The organism is Litorivivens lipolytica (genome assembly GCF_014191715.1).
GTDB lineage: Bacteria > Pseudomonadota > Gammaproteobacteria > Pseudomonadales > Spongiibacteraceae > Litorivivens > Litorivivens lipolytica.
In genome coordinates, this window is record NZ_JACHWY010000001.1 from 725,330 (window position 1) to 740,162 (window position 14,833).

Here is a 14,833-nt window from a genome sequence, read left to right on the forward strand (position 1 = left end):
CCAGCGGTTTTTTTGTGCCCGGGGTTTACGCGCACAATTTCGGGCATAAAAAAACCGCGGACAATGCCGCGGTTCTTAACGATCAGCCGATCGTGCTTAGAAAATCAGCTTCACGCTGGCAAAGACATCAGCTTCAGTCGCCTCAAGGTAGTCGTCATCCAGATTCTTTTCAGAGATGGAATCGGCGATTACCAAGGATACTTCCAGATCATCTTCGTAGTTAGCCGACAGACGAACACCGATATCCGAAATGGCGATGGTGTCGTTGCCCGAGCCATTGGCGTCTTCGAAGTTCGCACGGCCATGTTCCGCGAAAATGCCGGCGGTCAGATCAAAGCTATCCAGTTTGACCAGCTTGTGGTTAAGACCAATGCGGGTAAAGACGCCTGAATCACCAACCAGCGTGCCGGGCAGGTGGGACGAGATGCTGTTAACACCGCCCAATACCCACTGCTGCTGCTGCGGCACTTGGTCATTGGCAATCTGAGCCGCCAAGTCGAACTTGATGCTGGTACGCTTGAGGTTATCCAGTTCAACCGCGATGCGAGGGTTGTAGACTATGAAATCGCCGACGCGCTTGCCTACCGCAACACCGGTCATGTTGGGCGTGCTTTCCAGCGTACCGCCGTCATCATCGATTCCACCCTTCGCAGCCAGAGCAAGGGTATAGTTCAGCATTTTCTTGGAGGCCAAGCGGTGCTGACGCTGATACTTGGCACCAATCTCCAGTGTGGTGTAAGCCTCGTCCTGAAGGTTATTGCCACCTTCATCGTCAATCTGAGAATCCACCTGCTCCAGCTCCTGAGTCAGGCTAAAGCGACGGTCAATATCGCTACTCAACACCTGCTCACCGGTGAGAGCGATACGCTGGATTTCAGCATCAAATACGCTGGTGGACGTTGTCGCAGGCAAGGTTGCACCTACACAGCTCCCCATAATCACAACACCTGCGCAGGAGCCAGGCGTTTGAGTCGTGAAATCCTGAGTGTATTCCGCTTGGCTTGCGCGAATGCCGTAGAGACCAAAGCTAAATGGGCGACTCAGCCGTGCGGTAATCTGATCGTACTCATCACCTTCGCGAGACTCGCCCCACTCGGTAATCGCCGTCTGGTAGTCCAGGCCCAGCGTGGTGCCGCCCATCGTGTTGTGAGAAACACCCACGTCACCGTAATAGCGACCGGCGAAGCGGCTACCTTCATTGCTCAGTTTCAGAGTCAGGTCAGTGCGGTCGGCATCTTCACGCTCTTCGCCCGTGAAAACCATTCCCACAACACCGGGATCATTTTCAGAGGTCTGATAGCTAACGCTGTAATCGACACCGGTGCGCTTGGATTTGATATCGGCCATTGCGCGGGCCTGATCGAACTCACTGCGCTTCAGGTCAGGGTCGCCTTCCAGTCCATCGAAGAAGCCTGTGATCGCCTCATCGCCGCTAACATCGCCCACTCGCGCTTGCAGTGCATGCACGTAAACGACTGCCGCGTCGCGTGAATACAAGGTATTTACCAACAAATGCCCTTTGCGATTGGTCGCGGAGCTGATCAGCAGAATAGCCTGATCGGGTGATTTCGCAGTGCCAAAAATCTTGTCGAGTTCGTTGTTGCTCAGGTGGTGATCACCCGTTACGCGAAGCTCGAAGCTGCCCACTTTGCCAACATAAGGCGCAGCGGAACCAGCGAATTCGGACATCGCACTCGCATTGACTAATGTTGGTGGTACCGCGGGTGGTAAATCGATTGCCATAGTCGTTTCCTAAAGATATCCGTAAATGATTATGTACGTTTCAGGCAAAGCCAGCTGCGCCGGCTTTGCTCTCGCTCGCTACTTATTGAGAACCGCTGTCGTCGTAGGTCTCAAGGAAGTCGAGGTATTCACTTTCGTCAAAACCAGATTCGCCGCTTTCGCTGCTGCTAGAATCTGTGGAATCACTTTCTGAACTGTCAGAAGAGGAGCTGGTTGCAGTTTCTTCTTCGGCTGCTGCAGCTTCTGACTCAGAGGCTGATTCAGTCGCAGAAGAGTCGTCGCTGGCGCTGCTGTCCGCCTCGCTGCTCGAATCGTCGCTATCGGTGGCGAAATCGAGGTAATCGGACTCGTCAAAGCTACTGGAATCACTCTCGGTGGCCTCTTCTTCAGCCTGCTCCATTTGCTCTTCTGCCGCTTCCTCAGCTGCTTCCGCTTCACGTTCTGCGCGCTCAGCGGCGGCACGAGCACGAGCTGCTTCACGACGCGCCTGTTCGGCTTCCCGCTCAGCTCTGGCTTCAGCAACTTCTACCTTAGCTTGGTTGAAGGCCTCCATATCGAGCACGTTCAGTTCAACGCGGCGGTTTTCAAATCGACCATCGGGGTTGTCGGAGCCATCAGGATTCTCGTTGGGCGCAACCGGTTTGGACTCACCGAAACCACGGAACACCAAGCGCTCAGCGCTCACACCCTTGTCGATAAAGTAGTCGTGAACAGTGTTCGCCCGATTAAAGGACAGGTTCTGGTTGTAGGAGTCCGAACCTTTGCTGTCGGTGTGACCATCGATAGAAACCAGCAGCTCGGGGTGCTCGTTCAAGACGTTAACGGCAGCATCCAATATCGAAATCGACTCTGAACGCAGTACGGCTTTATCGAACTCGAAATTCACACCACGCAGCACCCAGGGGCGATCCGCGCTCAATTCCATTTCGTGACAACCGTTCATGAACACCGGTACGCCTTCGGGCGTATCGGGACATTCATCTTTATTGTCGCAGACGTAATCTCCGTCGACGTCGTCACAAAAATCCATGGTCTCTTCAAGCCCGATGTCACCGCAGGACATCTTGCCGTCCGCGCCGCGACCGGTACAACTCAGGTCAGGGGCAGGTCCGGCACCGGCTGGAGCACCCAGCTGGGCGTGAGACACTAGAGGGGTAGATAACAACAGCGTGCAGACCAGCGCTGTTAAGCCACGGTGCAAAGTGGTCATTCAGGTTCTCCAGAAGTCAGTATCTTATTTATTGCTGTATTTGCTTTGAGCGCTATGCGCTTCATTTTGAAAACAATTTACTGCAAGTATTCGCAACTATCTACCCTCTCGGACCGAGAAAGGTAAGAAATGCCGGAATCACGTCGCAAACCGACAACATCAACGACGCTGCACGAGAGAGTAATAAAAAGGAGGGAGAAAATGGGGTGGCCGACGGGGTTCGAACCCGCGACAACAGGAATCACAATCCTGGACTCTACCAACTGAGCTACGGCCACCACTGAGGTGTCTTCATTGCGGTGGCACGCCCGGCAGGATTCGAACCTGCGACCGACGGCTTAGAAGGCCGTTGCTCTATCCAGCTGAGCTACGGGCGCACGGACCCTCCAAGCGAACATAAAGCGAGGAAATGGTCGGGGTAGAGAGATTCGAACTCCCGACATCCTGCTCCCAAAGCAGGCGCGCTACCAGACTGCGCTATACCCCGACTGACCAGGCTTTATATTGCCCCGCAAGAGGAGGTGCGCATAATACGCACCACCCCCTATCGCGTCAATTGCTATTTACCATCAATTTACGCTTTCTCGGCGGATAAAGCACTTTAATATCCTGCACTTGGCGAAGAATTGAGCAGCCCAGCTGAAAGCTTGGCCTATTCCATTCAAGGTGCGACAATAGCGCCCGCTAAAATTGCCTTGAAAATGCCTTAGAAGGGAGACTCCATGTCGGCACGTGTTTTGGACGGAAAAGCCTTGGCCGCCCAGTGCGAACAGCAGCTCAGCGAGCGGGTTGCCCGACTCAAAGAACAATCCGGGGGCAAGATCCCGATTCTGGCAACCATATTGGTGGGTGATGACCCCGCATCGGCGACTTACGTCAAAATGAAAGGTAATGCCTGCCGCCGCGTTGGCATGGAATCGATGGCGGTTGAACTCCCCTCTTCTACCACCACAGAACAACTGCTGGCCAAAATCGACGAACTGAACAGCAACCCGGATGTACACGGCATTTTGCTGCAACACCCGGTACCGGAACAGATTGACGAGCGTGCCTGCTTCGACGCCATCGCCCTGACCAAAGATGTGGATGGCGTAACCTGTCTCGGCTATGGCCGCATGGCCATGGGCGAAGAAGCTTATGGTTGTGCCACGCCCAAAGGCATCATGCGTTTGCTTGACCACTACAAAGTCGACATTGAAGGCAAGCACGCAGTTGTCGTTGGTCGCAGCGCTATTCTGGGCAAGCCGATGGCAGCCATGCTGCTGGAAGCCAATGCGACAGTCACCATTTGCCACTCCCGCACCCGCAACCTTGAGCAGCATATCCGTCAGGCCGACATTGTGGTTGGCGCCGTCGGCAAGCCGGAGTTCATCAAAGGCGAATGGATCAAGGATGGCGCCGTCGTTGTCGATGCGGGCTACCATCCCGGCGGCGTTGGCGATATTGAACTGTCGGCCATCACAGAACGCGCTGCAGCTTACACGCCCGTTCCCGGTGGCGTTGGCCCGATGACCATCAACACACTGATTATGCAAAGCGTTGAATCCGGAGAGCGGGCAATCGCCGGGCAAGGCTGATGGCAAAAAGAAAACGACCACTAACCTGGTCGCAGAAGCTGGCGCGAAAAGTTCTCGAAGGCTTTTTCGAAGTCTGTTTTCTTGCCATGCCCAGCCTGCGCTTCTCGGAAAAGTTCAGACCAGACAAACCCTCCGTGATCGCCGTATTTCACGATGAGATGGTGGCGGCCACGGGCCTCTTCGCCACGCAGCCGGTCGCATCGATTGCGTCCCTTAATCACAACGGCTATGCGGTCGCCCAGGTTATCGCCCGGCGAGCGGGCTTTGAAATGGTCTATGGCTCAACCTCCAAGGGAGGACGGGAAGCCTTTTACGAGTTAAATGATGCGCTGGCACGCGGAAAATCCGTGGTTTTCACCGTCGATGGCTCTCGCGGCCCGCGCCACGAAATGAAGCCCGGCGCCCTGATGCTGGCCAAAAAGAATCGCGTACCACTTTATCTGGTGCGCTGCGTCGGCCATGGCATCCGCCTACCCACCTGGGATCGCTTTCTGATTCCACTGCCCTTTACTCGGGTACAAGTCCGACACCAGCTGATTGACTTCAGTCGCGGCGACGAAAAGCGCTCTATCAAGGAACTGATTCACTATAGCAACGAGCAACTTCGCGCTATGGGTAAAGACTAGAATGGGGCTGCGCTGGCTTTTGTTTGGCGGCTATGCTGCGGTACTGACCGGCGCCTCCCTACTACCGGGCACCGACCTACCCGTTATCACCTATAACGATAAGGTCGCACACTTTGGCGCCTATTTCCTGTTTGCCATTCTGGCTCGCGCTCTACCTCTGAACGACAGATGGCGCAAACTCTTACTCCCCGTGCTTATGCTGTATGGTGGTCTACTTGAAGTCTTGCAGGGTGCACTGATCCCGGGCCGACATGCCGACCCCCTAGACGCTTTGGCCAACGCGGTGGGGGCAAGCTGTGGCTGGGTACTCGCAAGCCGCTATTGGCAAAGACGCAGGCACGCGCTATAACTAGGCGATAATAATTTATAAGAGCTCAGGATAAATCCCACGTGAAGCGCCTAGACGATTTATCCCAACTCGCAACCCGCGAAACCGCGGACGATATCGATGCCAGACGTCTCCGCTACGTTTTCAATCTCAGCACAATCGTCGGCGGGCTGGTACTGATATTTTTCGCTTTCCGCCAGCTCGGCAGCGAGGATCACCGGCTACAGCTTGTGTTGATTGCTGCGGCAGCGGGTGTGTGGGCCACATTTCTTTACGTCAGAACAACTCAGCAAGTGGTGATTGGTGTCAGAATTGCCAGCGCCTTGGTTGCACTTTTGAGCTTGGCACTGGTGTACACCGGTGGCTTGGAAAACACCGGGCTTTATTGGGTTTTCCCCCTGCTCTTTATTCAGTTTATTTACCTTGGTGCGTTACCGGGGCTGGTCGTTTCCACGCTGATATTAACGGCCACAGGCACGCTACTGGTGAATTCCGACGCAATACCTGCGAGCTACAGTTACGCCGAAATGAGCCGTGCGATGGCGGCACTGCTCACACTGATGATTCTCGCAGCCATAAGCGAGTTTTACCGTCAGCGCAGCCAGGTAGACCTGAGCACTCGCCATACAGATCAAGTTATTGAGGCGGTAACCGACCCCCTCACGGGATTAACTAACCGCCGATTTCTCGATGGTTTTTTCTATCCCGAATGCCGGCGTCAGGAGAGCTCTCATTTCCCTCTAGCGGTCATAACCTGCGATATAGACAATTTTAAAGCCATCAACGACAAACACGGCCATCAGCGTGGGGACGAGGTTTTGGTGCAAGTATCCACACTGCTCAGGGAAAGCCTGCGAGGAAGTGACGTTGTCAGTCGGGTCGGTGGCGAGGAGTTTCTGATCATGGCGCAACGAGCCAAACGAAAGAGCGCCGCTGACATTGCTGAAAAGCTACGCCAGCGCATAGAAAACCTCGAGATCGAAGGGCTGCCCGAGGGCATCAGTGCTAGTTTTGGCGTCGTGGTCGCAGACCATTACAGCGAGCTAAAAGCCGCCCTGCTAAACGCAGACCAGAATCTCTACCGCGCAAAAAACGAGGGCCGCAACCGCGTGGTTGCCGACCAATAACTCACTCGCGTCGCCAGCTGGTTCCTTCGCGACTGTCTTCCAGCACCACACCCTGAGCCTTGAGCTCTTCCCGAATTTCATCCGCACGGGCATAGTTTTTATCGAGCTTGGCCTGCTGGCGTTCAGCGATCAGCGACTCTACCGCCTCGGCGCTGATACCCGCCTCACCGGCACTTTCCTTAAACCAGCTTTCCGGCTCAGCCTGCAGCAAACCCATTAGCTCAGCGCAGCGCAACAACGCGCCTTTCAAGGCAGGTTTATCTGCCGCATCCGCCTTGTTCAGGGCCTTGGCCAATTGATGCAACTCGGCAATGGCAATGGGCGTATTCAGGTCATCGAGCAGGGCTTTATACGCCGGCTGTTCATCCAAGCCAATGCCCAGGTCCGGCTCGATCTCCGCGCTGTCTTTCAAGGCGGTATACAGTGAGTCGAGACTTGCTTTGGCCTGCGTCAGGAGCTCTTTCGAAAAATCCAGCTCCGAACGATATTGAGCGGAAAGCAGCGCAAAACGCAGAACCTCGCCCTTGTACTGCCCCAACAAATCGCGCACGGTGCGGAAATTGCCGAGGGATTTCGACATTTTTTCGCCGTCGATATTCAGGTAGCCGTTGTGCATCCAGTAGCGCACAAACTCACCGTCACCGTCCTGCGAGCAACAGCTCTGGGCCCGCTCGTTTTCGTGGTGAGGGAAAATAAGATCGCGACCGCCACCATGAATATCAATCTGATCGCCCAAATGGGCTTTGATCATGGCAGAGCATTCCAAATGCCAACCAGGCCGGCCATAACCCCAGGGGCTGTCCCAGCCAGGCTCGTCTTCGCTGGAAGGCTTCCACAACACAAAATCGCCGGCATATTGCTTGTAAGGTGCGACTTCTACCCGCGCCCCATCGAGCATGTCTTCCAGTGAACGATTAGACAGCTTGCCGTAATCCGCCATCGACTGAACCGCAAACAGGACATGCCCTTCTGCCGCATAAGCGTGACCGCGCTCAATCAAGGTCGCAATCATGCTTTGCATGGCATCGACATTGTCCGTTGCCTTGGGCGTCATATCCGGCGAGAGCGTATTCAGTGAGACCATGTCTTCGAGATAGGCCTCGGTAAAACGCTCAGCAACTGCACTGATCGGCTCGCCGTTATCTTTGGCGGCCTTCATGATCTTGTCGTCAATATCCGTGATATTGCGCGCGTAGACCACTTCGGGATACTGAGTTTTCAGCAGGCGATAAAACGTATCAAACACCACCGCCGGACGCGCATTACCGATATGAATAAAGTTGTAGACGGTCGGTCCGCACACATACATGGTTACCCGGTCAGGACTGAGGGGCTGGAAGGCCTCTTTCTTGCGGGTGCGGGTATTGTAGAGAGTTAACGCCATGCTTATGCCTTATTGGACCAGTTGTCGCGCAGACCAATGGTCATATTAAATACCGGGTTCTCAGGGCTGTGATCAAAGCGATCCGCTACGAAATAGCCTTCCCGCTCAAACTGGAAACTGCTTTCGGGCGCCGCGTCAGCTAACTCTGGTTCAATCCAGCAGTTTTCAAGAACCGCCTTGGACTCCGGATTGATATGGCTAATAAAGTCCTCTTCGCCCTTGTCAGGCGCCGAGTTCAAAAACAGCCGATCGTACTTACGAATCGTCGCTTTCCGGCCTTCGGTCATGGAAACCCAGTGAATCACACCACGCGGTTTGATGCCTTCCGGCGGATCTTCACCCACCGTGTTTTCGACCAACTCGCAGAACACCGTTGACGGTTTGCCATCGTCGGCATGTTCTACCCGATTAGCCTTGATCACATAGGCACCGCGCAAGCGCACGTAGTCACCCAGCACCAGACGCTTGAACTTTTTACGCGACAGGCTGGTGTCTTCGCTGAAGTCATCGGCATCAATGACGATTTCTCGGGTGAACGGCAAGCGACGCGCGCCCATGTCTTCCTTAGGGTGGCGCGGTGCGCTCAGGTTTTCCACCTCACCTTCAGAAAAATTCTCGATAACCAGCTTGAGCGGATTTAACACAGCCATTGCCCGCGGCGCGTGCTTATCGAGATCGTCGCGAACGGCTGATTCAAACTGGGCAATGCTCACCACCCCGTCAGATTTGGCGACGGGCAAGCCATCGCAGAAGTTACGGATGGCACGGGCAGTAAAGCCCCGACGGCGCATGCCGTGAATGGTCGGCATCCGAGGATCATCCCAGCCATCCACATGACCTTCGTCGACCAGTCGCTTGAGTTTACGCTTGCTGGTGACGGTGTAATCCAGATTCAGGCGGCCAAATTCGTACTGATGCGGACGCGAGGGAACCGGCAGATTCTCCAGAAACCAATCATACAAGGGGCGATGATCCGCAAATTCCAGGGTACAGATGGAGTGGGTCACGCCCTCGATGGCATCTTCCTGACCGTGGGCGAAGTCATAGCTGGGGTATATACACCACTTGTCACCGGTATGGTGGTGAGACTGTTTGCGAATGCGGTACAGAATCGGGTCGCGCAGATTCATATTCGGTGAGGCCATATCAATCTTGGCCCGCAGCACCTTGCTGCCCTCTTCGAATTCACCGTTCTTCATCCGCTCAAGCAAGTCGAGGTTTTCCTCAACACTGCGCTCGCGGTAGGGGCTCGGCTTGCCCGGCTTGGTCGCCCAGCCGCGGTATTCGCTGGCTTGTTCTGCGCTCAGATCGCAGACATACGCCAAACCCTTGCGGATCAGGTGCTGAGCCCACTCGTAAAACTGGTCAAAGTAATCGGAGGCAAAGCGCACATCGCCGCCCCACTTAAAACCCAGCCACAATACGTCTTCCTTGATCGCATCGACGTATTCCTGCTCTTCTTTCGCCGGATTGGTATCGTCAAAGCGCAGGTTGCACTGGCCGCCAAACTGCTCGGCCAGACCAAAATTCACACAGATCGACTTGGCGTGCCCCACATGGAGGTAGCCGTTGGGCTCCGGTGGGAAACGGGTAACCACCTCTTCCGGCTTCAATTTACCGGCGTCGATGTCGGCCTTGATGATATCGCGAACAAAGTTGGTGGCCTGGGTTTCGGGTTTGCTCATGCACTCTTCCAGCAGGGTTGGATTGGGTTTCGCGTCCAACGCAAAAGGCGGGTATTATAGCGGCTTTCAACACTGATCAACACAGGCGGTAAAATGATTATTCTTCAAACAAATCATGGTGATATCAAAATCGAGCTGGATTTCGACAACGCGCCGAATACAGCGGCCAATTTCAAGCAATATGTCGAAGAAGGCTTCTATGATGGCACCATTTTCCACCGGGTTATCGATGGCTTTATGATTCAGGGCGGTGGTTTCACCCCCGGCATGCAACAGAAAGCCACCCGCGACCCCATCGAGTGCGAAGCGGACAACGGCCTGAAGAACGAGCTTGGCACCCTGGCCATGGCCCGCACCATGGATCCCCACTCCGCCTCGTCACAGTTTTTCATCAACGTGAAAAACAATGACTTCCTCAACCACAGCAGCAAAACCGCTCAAGGCTGGGGTTATGCGGTATTTGGCAAAGTTGTCGAAGGCATGGACACGGTTAACGCCATCAAAGGCGTTCGCACCACCATGGCCGCCGGCCACCAGGACGTTCCGGCAGAAGACGTGGTTATCGAAAAGGCCTACGTTGCCGAATAATGACTACCCTCTTCATCTCAGATCTCCATCTGGATGAGAAACGCCCGGACATCTACCGGGCGTTTTTACATTTTCTGGAGAACACCGCAAAAGACGCCGAGGCACTTTATGTGCTGGGTGATCTATTTGAAGCCTGGGTGGGCGATGACGACGACGCAAACCTCGCCCGCGAAAGTATTGCTGCCTTTCGCCGTTTAGCCGACAGCGGTACCGCACTGTATTTTCTGCACGGCAACCGCGATTTTCTTCTGGGCGAACAATTCGCCACAGAAACCGGCGGCACCCTGTTGGATGATCCCAGCAAGATCGATCTCTACGGCACGCCTACGCTTCTGATGCACGGCGACAGTCTGTGCACCGCAGATACCGAATATCAGTCACTTCGGGTCCAGTTACGCTCGGCCGAATGGCAACAACAACTACTGTCGCAACCGCTGGCAGCACGCCGTCAACTGGCAGAGCAATTGCGCATGGCGAGCTCCGAAGCCACCAGCAACAAGGCCGAAGACATTATGGATGTCACACCGGAAGAAGTTGTAAAAGCGCTTAAGGAGCACGGTTGTACTCGCTTGATTCACGGCCATACCCATCGTCCCGCAAGGCATGCGCTGACGGTTCAGCGGCAACCTGCCGAACGGATTGTTCTGGGCGATTGGGACCGTTACCTCTGGTATCTCGCCGCCGACGAAAATCAATTAAGCCTCGAAAAGCAGCTCATCGCACAGTGAGCTGCGTTTTCCGCCGTTCTAGCACTTCCTGAAAAATTCACAGAATCAGTCCCCGCAAGCTGTGAACTGGTTAACACGAACTCCCCTCAATGCCTTGAAGGCCCGCGCTCTAACACTTACTACTATCTGTGGGCGGCGAGTTTTCGGTTACGGATAGCCCGCCACAGCAAAAGACTTTTTAAGCTTTTTGAATTACAGCAGCTTACAAGGGAGGAAGCATGAATCTGTCAAAAACAGTACCTGTTATTGCACTTTCCGCAACCCTGAGCGCCCCGTCACTGGCCCAAGTGGAAAGCGAAAGCACTTTTCGCCAGGCCGTGGAAAGACTTTATCAGGAGCCCGGTGAATTCACCGTAAACTCCAATGCAGACGTCGAGGTGGTTAACTTCAAGTCGCCGCGTGATGTCCGTCTTTGCCTGCCGGATACACGGCACGTCGTCCCGCTTGAAATTGAATACGACGATCGCAAAACCGTACTTCAGCCCGGTAACTGTACCGTTGTAGAAGCCAAGGAAGTCGCTATCTCTACTGCCGGCGATTTGAAAGACGGTTGGTCACTGCACGGAACCTTTGAAACCGTTCGCCGCGGCAGATAAGTTCGTCCGCGGCAAATGCAAAAGGGGCGCAAAGCGCCCCTTTTTTGTACCGATCATTGCTCAGGTCAAGCCTCTGGTTTAGTCGCCCCCGGACCAGCAATCGCCATAGCCTTCTGATAAGCCGGGCGTTGAGATATTCCCTCTACATATTTTTTTACATTCGGCAGATCATCTATTCCGCGTCCGCCAAACAAGGGGAGCGCGGTGAGGTTGAACATAATCATCATATCTGCGCAGGTAAATCGATCAGCCGCCAAATAGTTGCGACCCTCTAAATAATCATTCAAATGCTGGTAGTAGCGCTCTTCCCGACGTTTGGCCGTCGTCGCAACCGGGTTATCTTTAACCGCACTGAGATCACCGCCCAAGGCCATTTTCAAAAAGAAGACTGACTGAACGTTGTTGTTAAAGTGCATCCAGTAAAGATAGTCCGCGTAGTCCTCTTCCTCCGGTTTTACACTGTATTTTCCGTCAGCATAGCGATAACTGAGGTATTCCAGAATTGCAGCCGATTCGGTCAACAGCTTGTCACCGTCGCGCACGACTGGCGACATGCCCGCCGGATGCAATTCTAAATACTCGGGAGGTGCGAGAAGGTCATCTCCTCGATCAAACCACTCCAGCTGATAGTCGATGCCGAGTTCCTCGAGCATCCAGACAACACGGTCGGATTGGGATACAGCAAGATGATACACAGTAAGCATTTAATTATTCTCCTTTAAAACTTTCTTCTACGTTTACAAGGGCGACTATAGATCACAGCGGCGCTAATACCAGGCACGAAACCCTATCACGATCTGGGCATCTTCTATGTCATCACCATCCCTACGCGCAAACTCAACAGTATTGCCGTATTTCTTTTTCCAGTTTACCCCAATGTAGGGCGCAAACTCGCGCCGGATTTCGTAGCGCAAACGAAGTCCGATCTCGGCGTCTGCCAAACCGGAACCTGCTGCCGTTTTCTCATCATTAAAGCCAAAGGCATTAAGCTCAATCTCGGGAGACAGTATAAGTCGTTGCGTCAACATCAACTCATACTCCGCCGAAAGCCGCAAAGCTGTGCGCCCTGCCCCGCCCATAAACAGGGAGGCATCGATTTCGAAAAAATACGGTGCCAGTCCCTGCAGGGCGATCACGCCCCAATCGCGTTTGGGTTCCGGTTCGAAATCCCTACGGGCACCTACCTGTAGATTCCAGTAGGTCGATATAGCACGGCTATGAAGCGCCTGAAGCTCCAACTCCTCATACTCGCTGTCGACGTGCTCGGCCTCAGCTTTAACCCAGAGTTTGTTCAGGTCATACCCCGCCCAGAAATTGCCTTCCAGAACCTGCGGATCAGGGCCTTCAGTACTGCGCACCTCAAACTGATCAATTTTTGCCGAAGTCAGAAAAGGATCATTCTTCGCACCGGCCTGAACGGCAAAAGCAGAAAGTACCAATGTAACGCCAACAAGTAGCTTCTGAACCGTGTTCATCCTTTCTCTATCCGTACTTCTCTCATCATGCCCGGCATGTGGTACATCAAGTGGCAATGGTAGGCCCAGCGACCAATGGCATCAGCGGTTACCAGATAGCTTATTGTCGAGCCGGGCTGAACGATGATGGTATGTTTGCGCGGGAGATAATCAAGTTCTTCGGTTTCCAGCTCACTCCACACCCCGTGGAGATGAATGGGATGGGTCATCATCGTGTCATTGACCAGAGTAATGCGAACGCGTTCGCCGTAGGTCATGCGGATAGGTTCAGCCTCGTCGAAACTAACGCCATCAAACGACCACATATAGCGCGACATATTACCCGTCAGATGTACCTGAATTTCCCGCATCGGGTCGCGCCGATCTTGCGTCGGATAGAGATTGCGAAGTTCGGCATACGTCAGAACCTTGCGACCGTAGCGCTCTGCGTGATCTCGCAAACCGACGCCCGGATCACGTAGTCCACTCTTAGGCGAATCGGCCCGCATATCGATGTGTGGGCCGAATTCGGTATTTGCGTGCTTTATCTCAGCCCGACTGCCAAACCCCGCAGGCGCCGGCTTACCAGCGATATGTTTGGCGTGCATGCCGTGTTGGCTGTGATCCATGCCTTTCATATTGTGCATGCTGTGATCCATGCCAGCCATATCGTGCGACATTCCCATATCTGCGCGCCCAAGCAAGGGCACATGATCCATCGATGGTACTTCAGCTTGCAAAGCTGGATCAGGAGTCAGCGTGCCACGCGCGTAGCCGCTGCGATCAATGGTTTGAGCAAACAGTGTATAGGCAGTATCCGATTCCGGCTCGACCACAACATCGTAGGTTTCTGCGACACCAATCCGGAATTCATCCACACTGACCGGCTCGATATTCTGGCCGTCGGTGGCAACCACTTTCATTTTCAGGCCGGGAATTCGAATATCGAAGATGCTCATGGCAGCGGCATTGATAAAACGCAGCCTGACTTTTTCTCCGGAATTAAACAGCGCCGTCCAGCCTTGATCAGGCGTTACGCCATTCATCAGAAAGGTATAGGTATAGCCTGTCACGTCGGCGATATCGGTCTGGCTCATGCGCATCGTGTTCCACATTTTGCGCTCTTGCCACGTTTTGGCGACGCCCTTTTCTTTGATATCCCGCCATAGGTCACCCGCCGTGCGCTCCTGAAAATTATAGTAATGACTCATTTTCTTCAGCTTGGCGTAAACGTCGTGTGGATCTTCGTCTGTCCAATCTGATAACAGCACAACGTAGTCACGATCGCAGGCCACCGGATCCGGCTCTACGGGATCAATCACTATGGCACCGTAGACACCGGTCTGTTCCTGAAACCCGGAGTGAGAGTGATACCAGTAGGTGCCGTTTTGTCTCACATCAAACTGGTATTCGAAGGTTTCCCCCGGTTTGATGCCATCGAAACTCAGGCCGGGGACGCCATCCATTCCGGTAGGCAAGATCATGCCGTGCCAGTGGATGGAGCTATCGTGAGCGAGATTATTGGTCACCCTTAGGGTCACTCGCTCACCCTCTTTCCAGCGCAGGATCGGCGCCGGCACAGTGCCATTGATTGCCGTTGCTGTGCGCTCTACACCCGTAAAATTGACTGGCTGATAGGCAATCCGCAGGTCGAACTCATTGCCCTTCAGTACCGAGGGGCTTCGATTAGCCAGCGCACGACCGGAATGAAAGCTTAATCCCGTTAATGCTGCGCCGGCCGCGACGCCGGAAACAAATCGGCGCCGGGAAATTAAATCAAACACGCT

The 14,833-nt window shown here is 54.1% G+C and carries 14 protein-coding genes and 3 tRNA genes; 7 read left to right on the top strand and 10 right to left on the bottom strand.

Annotated elements, in window-relative coordinates:
- Nucleotides 1-96: 96 nt before the first annotated feature.
- From FHR99_RS03325 to FHR99_RS03345, 5 genes are all read right to left on the bottom strand, one after another.
- Nucleotides 97-1,689 carry a ShlB/FhaC/HecB family protein gene (locus tag FHR99_RS03325; RefSeq protein ID WP_183409126.1) on the bottom strand — a complete coding sequence of 531 codons (1,593 nt, stop codon included), beginning with the start codon at nucleotides 1,687-1,689 and terminating at the stop codon, nucleotides 97-99.
- A 136-nt stretch (nucleotides 1,690-1,825) separates the two neighbouring features.
- Nucleotides 1,826-2,953, bottom strand: a complete 1,128-nt coding sequence (locus FHR99_RS03330; protein WP_183409127.1) for an OmpA family protein — start codon at nucleotides 2,951-2,953, stop codon at nucleotides 1,826-1,828.
- Nucleotides 2,954-3,155: 202 nt separating this feature from the next.
- Nucleotides 3,156-3,231: transfer RNA gene (locus tag FHR99_RS03335), tRNA-His, on the bottom strand.
- 22 nt (nucleotides 3,232-3,253) lie between these two features.
- Nucleotides 3,254-3,330: transfer RNA gene (locus FHR99_RS03340), tRNA-Arg, on the bottom strand.
- Nucleotides 3,331-3,363: 33 nt separating this feature from the next.
- Nucleotides 3,364-3,440, bottom strand: a tRNA-Pro gene (locus tag FHR99_RS03345).
- Nucleotides 3,441-3,675: 235 nt separating this feature from the next.
- Between FHR99_RS03345 and folD the strand changes: the two genes are divergently transcribed.
- Genes folD through FHR99_RS16550 form a run of 4 tightly spaced genes read left to right on the top strand, consistent with a single transcriptional unit; the run spans nucleotide 3,676 to nucleotide 6,611 of the window.
- Nucleotides 3,676-4,530, top strand: a complete 855-nt coding sequence (gene folD / locus FHR99_RS03350) for a bifunctional methylenetetrahydrofolate dehydrogenase/methenyltetrahydrofolate cyclohydrolase FolD (RefSeq protein WP_183409128.1) — start codon at nucleotides 3,676-3,678, stop codon at nucleotides 4,528-4,530.
- Nucleotides 4,530-5,156 (top strand): lysophospholipid acyltransferase family protein, encoded by a 627-nt coding sequence (locus FHR99_RS03355; RefSeq protein ID WP_183409129.1) that lies wholly within the window; start codon nucleotides 4,530-4,532, stop codon nucleotides 5,154-5,156. Before folD ends, FHR99_RS03355 begins: the two co-directional genes overlap by 1 nt.
- Nucleotide 5,157: 1 nt before the next feature.
- Nucleotides 5,158-5,505, top strand: a complete 348-nt coding sequence (locus FHR99_RS03360) for a VanZ family protein (RefSeq protein ID WP_183409130.1) — start codon at nucleotides 5,158-5,160, stop codon at nucleotides 5,503-5,505.
- Between the two features lie 41 nt (nucleotides 5,506-5,546).
- Nucleotides 5,547-6,611, top strand: a complete 1,065-nt coding sequence (locus tag FHR99_RS16550; protein ID WP_183409131.1) for a diguanylate cyclase — start codon at nucleotides 5,547-5,549, stop codon at nucleotides 6,609-6,611.
- A 1-nt stretch (nucleotide 6,612) separates the two neighbouring features.
- Here the strand turns inward: FHR99_RS16550 and cysS are convergent, their stop codons facing one another.
- A complete protein-coding gene (gene cysS / locus FHR99_RS03370) occupies nucleotides 6,613-7,995 on the bottom strand; it encodes a cysteine--tRNA ligase (protein WP_183409132.1) in 1,383 nt (460 codons plus the stop codon).
- Between the two features lie 2 nt (nucleotides 7,996-7,997).
- Nucleotides 7,998-9,680 carry a glutamine--tRNA ligase/YqeY domain fusion protein gene (locus FHR99_RS03375; RefSeq protein WP_183409133.1) on the bottom strand — a complete coding sequence of 561 codons (1,683 nt, stop codon included), beginning with the start codon at nucleotides 9,678-9,680 and terminating at the stop codon, nucleotides 7,998-8,000.
- A gap of 93 nt (nucleotides 9,681-9,773) precedes the next feature.
- On the opposite strand from FHR99_RS03375, the gene FHR99_RS03380 reads away from it, so the two are divergent.
- From FHR99_RS03380 to FHR99_RS03390, 3 genes are all read left to right on the top strand, one after another.
- A complete protein-coding gene (locus tag FHR99_RS03380; RefSeq protein WP_183409134.1) occupies nucleotides 9,774-10,268 on the top strand; it encodes a peptidylprolyl isomerase in 495 nt (164 codons plus the stop codon).
- Nucleotides 10,268-10,996 (top strand): UDP-2,3-diacylglucosamine diphosphatase, encoded by a 729-nt coding sequence (locus tag FHR99_RS03385; protein WP_183409135.1) that lies wholly within the window; start codon nucleotides 10,268-10,270, stop codon nucleotides 10,994-10,996. Before FHR99_RS03380 ends, FHR99_RS03385 begins: the two co-directional genes overlap by 1 nt.
- Nucleotides 10,997-11,214: 218 nt before the next feature.
- On the top strand, nucleotides 11,215-11,592 hold the full coding sequence (locus FHR99_RS03390) for a hypothetical protein (protein WP_183409136.1): 378 nt from the start codon (nucleotides 11,215-11,217) through the stop codon (nucleotides 11,590-11,592).
- A 65-nt stretch (nucleotides 11,593-11,657) separates the two neighbouring features.
- Here the strand turns inward: FHR99_RS03390 and FHR99_RS03395 are convergent, their stop codons facing one another.
- The 3 genes from FHR99_RS03395 to FHR99_RS03405 all read right to left on the bottom strand — a co-directional run bounded on the left by FHR99_RS03395 (nucleotide 11,658) and on the right by FHR99_RS03405 (nucleotide 14,830).
- Nucleotides 11,658-12,296, bottom strand: coding sequence for a glutathione S-transferase family protein (locus FHR99_RS03395; protein WP_183409137.1), 639 nt, complete (start codon nucleotides 12,294-12,296; stop codon nucleotides 11,658-11,660).
- Between the two features lie 63 nt (nucleotides 12,297-12,359).
- Entirely contained in the window at nucleotides 12,360-13,067 is a 708-nt protein-coding gene (locus tag FHR99_RS03400) for a copper resistance protein B (protein WP_183409138.1), read from the bottom strand.
- Nucleotides 13,064-14,830 (bottom strand): copper resistance system multicopper oxidase, encoded by a 1,767-nt coding sequence (locus FHR99_RS03405; RefSeq protein WP_183409139.1) that lies wholly within the window; start codon nucleotides 14,828-14,830, stop codon nucleotides 13,064-13,066. Before FHR99_RS03405 ends, FHR99_RS03400 begins: the two co-directional genes overlap by 4 nt.
- Nucleotides 14,831-14,833: the final 3 nt, after the last annotated feature.

Excerpts from the sequence above, each read along its gene's own strand:
- FHR99_RS03325 (WP_183409126.1), bottom strand. The coding sequence starts at position 1,689 with ATGTCCGAATTCGCTGGTTCCGCTGCGCCTTATGTTGGCAAAGTGGGC.
- FHR99_RS03330 (WP_183409127.1), bottom strand. The coding sequence starts at position 2,953 with ATGACCACTTTGCACCGTGGCTTAACAGCGCTGGTCTGCACGCTGTTG.
- folD (WP_183409128.1), top strand. The coding sequence starts at position 3,676 with ATGTCGGCACGTGTTTTGGACGGAAAAGCCTTGGCCGCCCAGTGCGAA.
- FHR99_RS03355 (WP_183409129.1), top strand. The coding sequence starts at position 4,530 with ATGGCAAAAAGAAAACGACCACTAACCTGGTCGCAGAAGCTGGCGCGA.
- FHR99_RS03360 (WP_183409130.1), top strand. The coding sequence starts at position 5,158 with ATGGGGCTGCGCTGGCTTTTGTTTGGCGGCTATGCTGCGGTACTGACC.
- cysS (WP_183409132.1), bottom strand. The coding sequence starts at position 7,995 with ATGGCGTTAACTCTCTACAATACCCGCACCCGCAAGAAAGAGGCCTTC.
- FHR99_RS03375 (WP_183409133.1), bottom strand. The coding sequence starts at position 9,680 with ATGAGCAAACCCGAAACCCAGGCCACCAACTTTGTTCGCGATATCATC.
- FHR99_RS03380 (WP_183409134.1), top strand. The coding sequence starts at position 9,774 with ATGATTATTCTTCAAACAAATCATGGTGATATCAAAATCGAGCTGGAT.
- FHR99_RS03385 (WP_183409135.1), top strand. The coding sequence starts at position 10,268 with ATGACTACCCTCTTCATCTCAGATCTCCATCTGGATGAGAAACGCCCG.
- FHR99_RS03390 (WP_183409136.1), top strand. The coding sequence starts at position 11,215 with ATGAATCTGTCAAAAACAGTACCTGTTATTGCACTTTCCGCAACCCTG.
- FHR99_RS03395 (WP_183409137.1), bottom strand. The coding sequence starts at position 12,296 with ATGCTTACTGTGTATCATCTTGCTGTATCCCAATCCGACCGTGTTGTC.
- FHR99_RS03400 (WP_183409138.1), bottom strand. The coding sequence starts at position 13,067 with ATGAACACGGTTCAGAAGCTACTTGTTGGCGTTACATTGGTACTTTCT.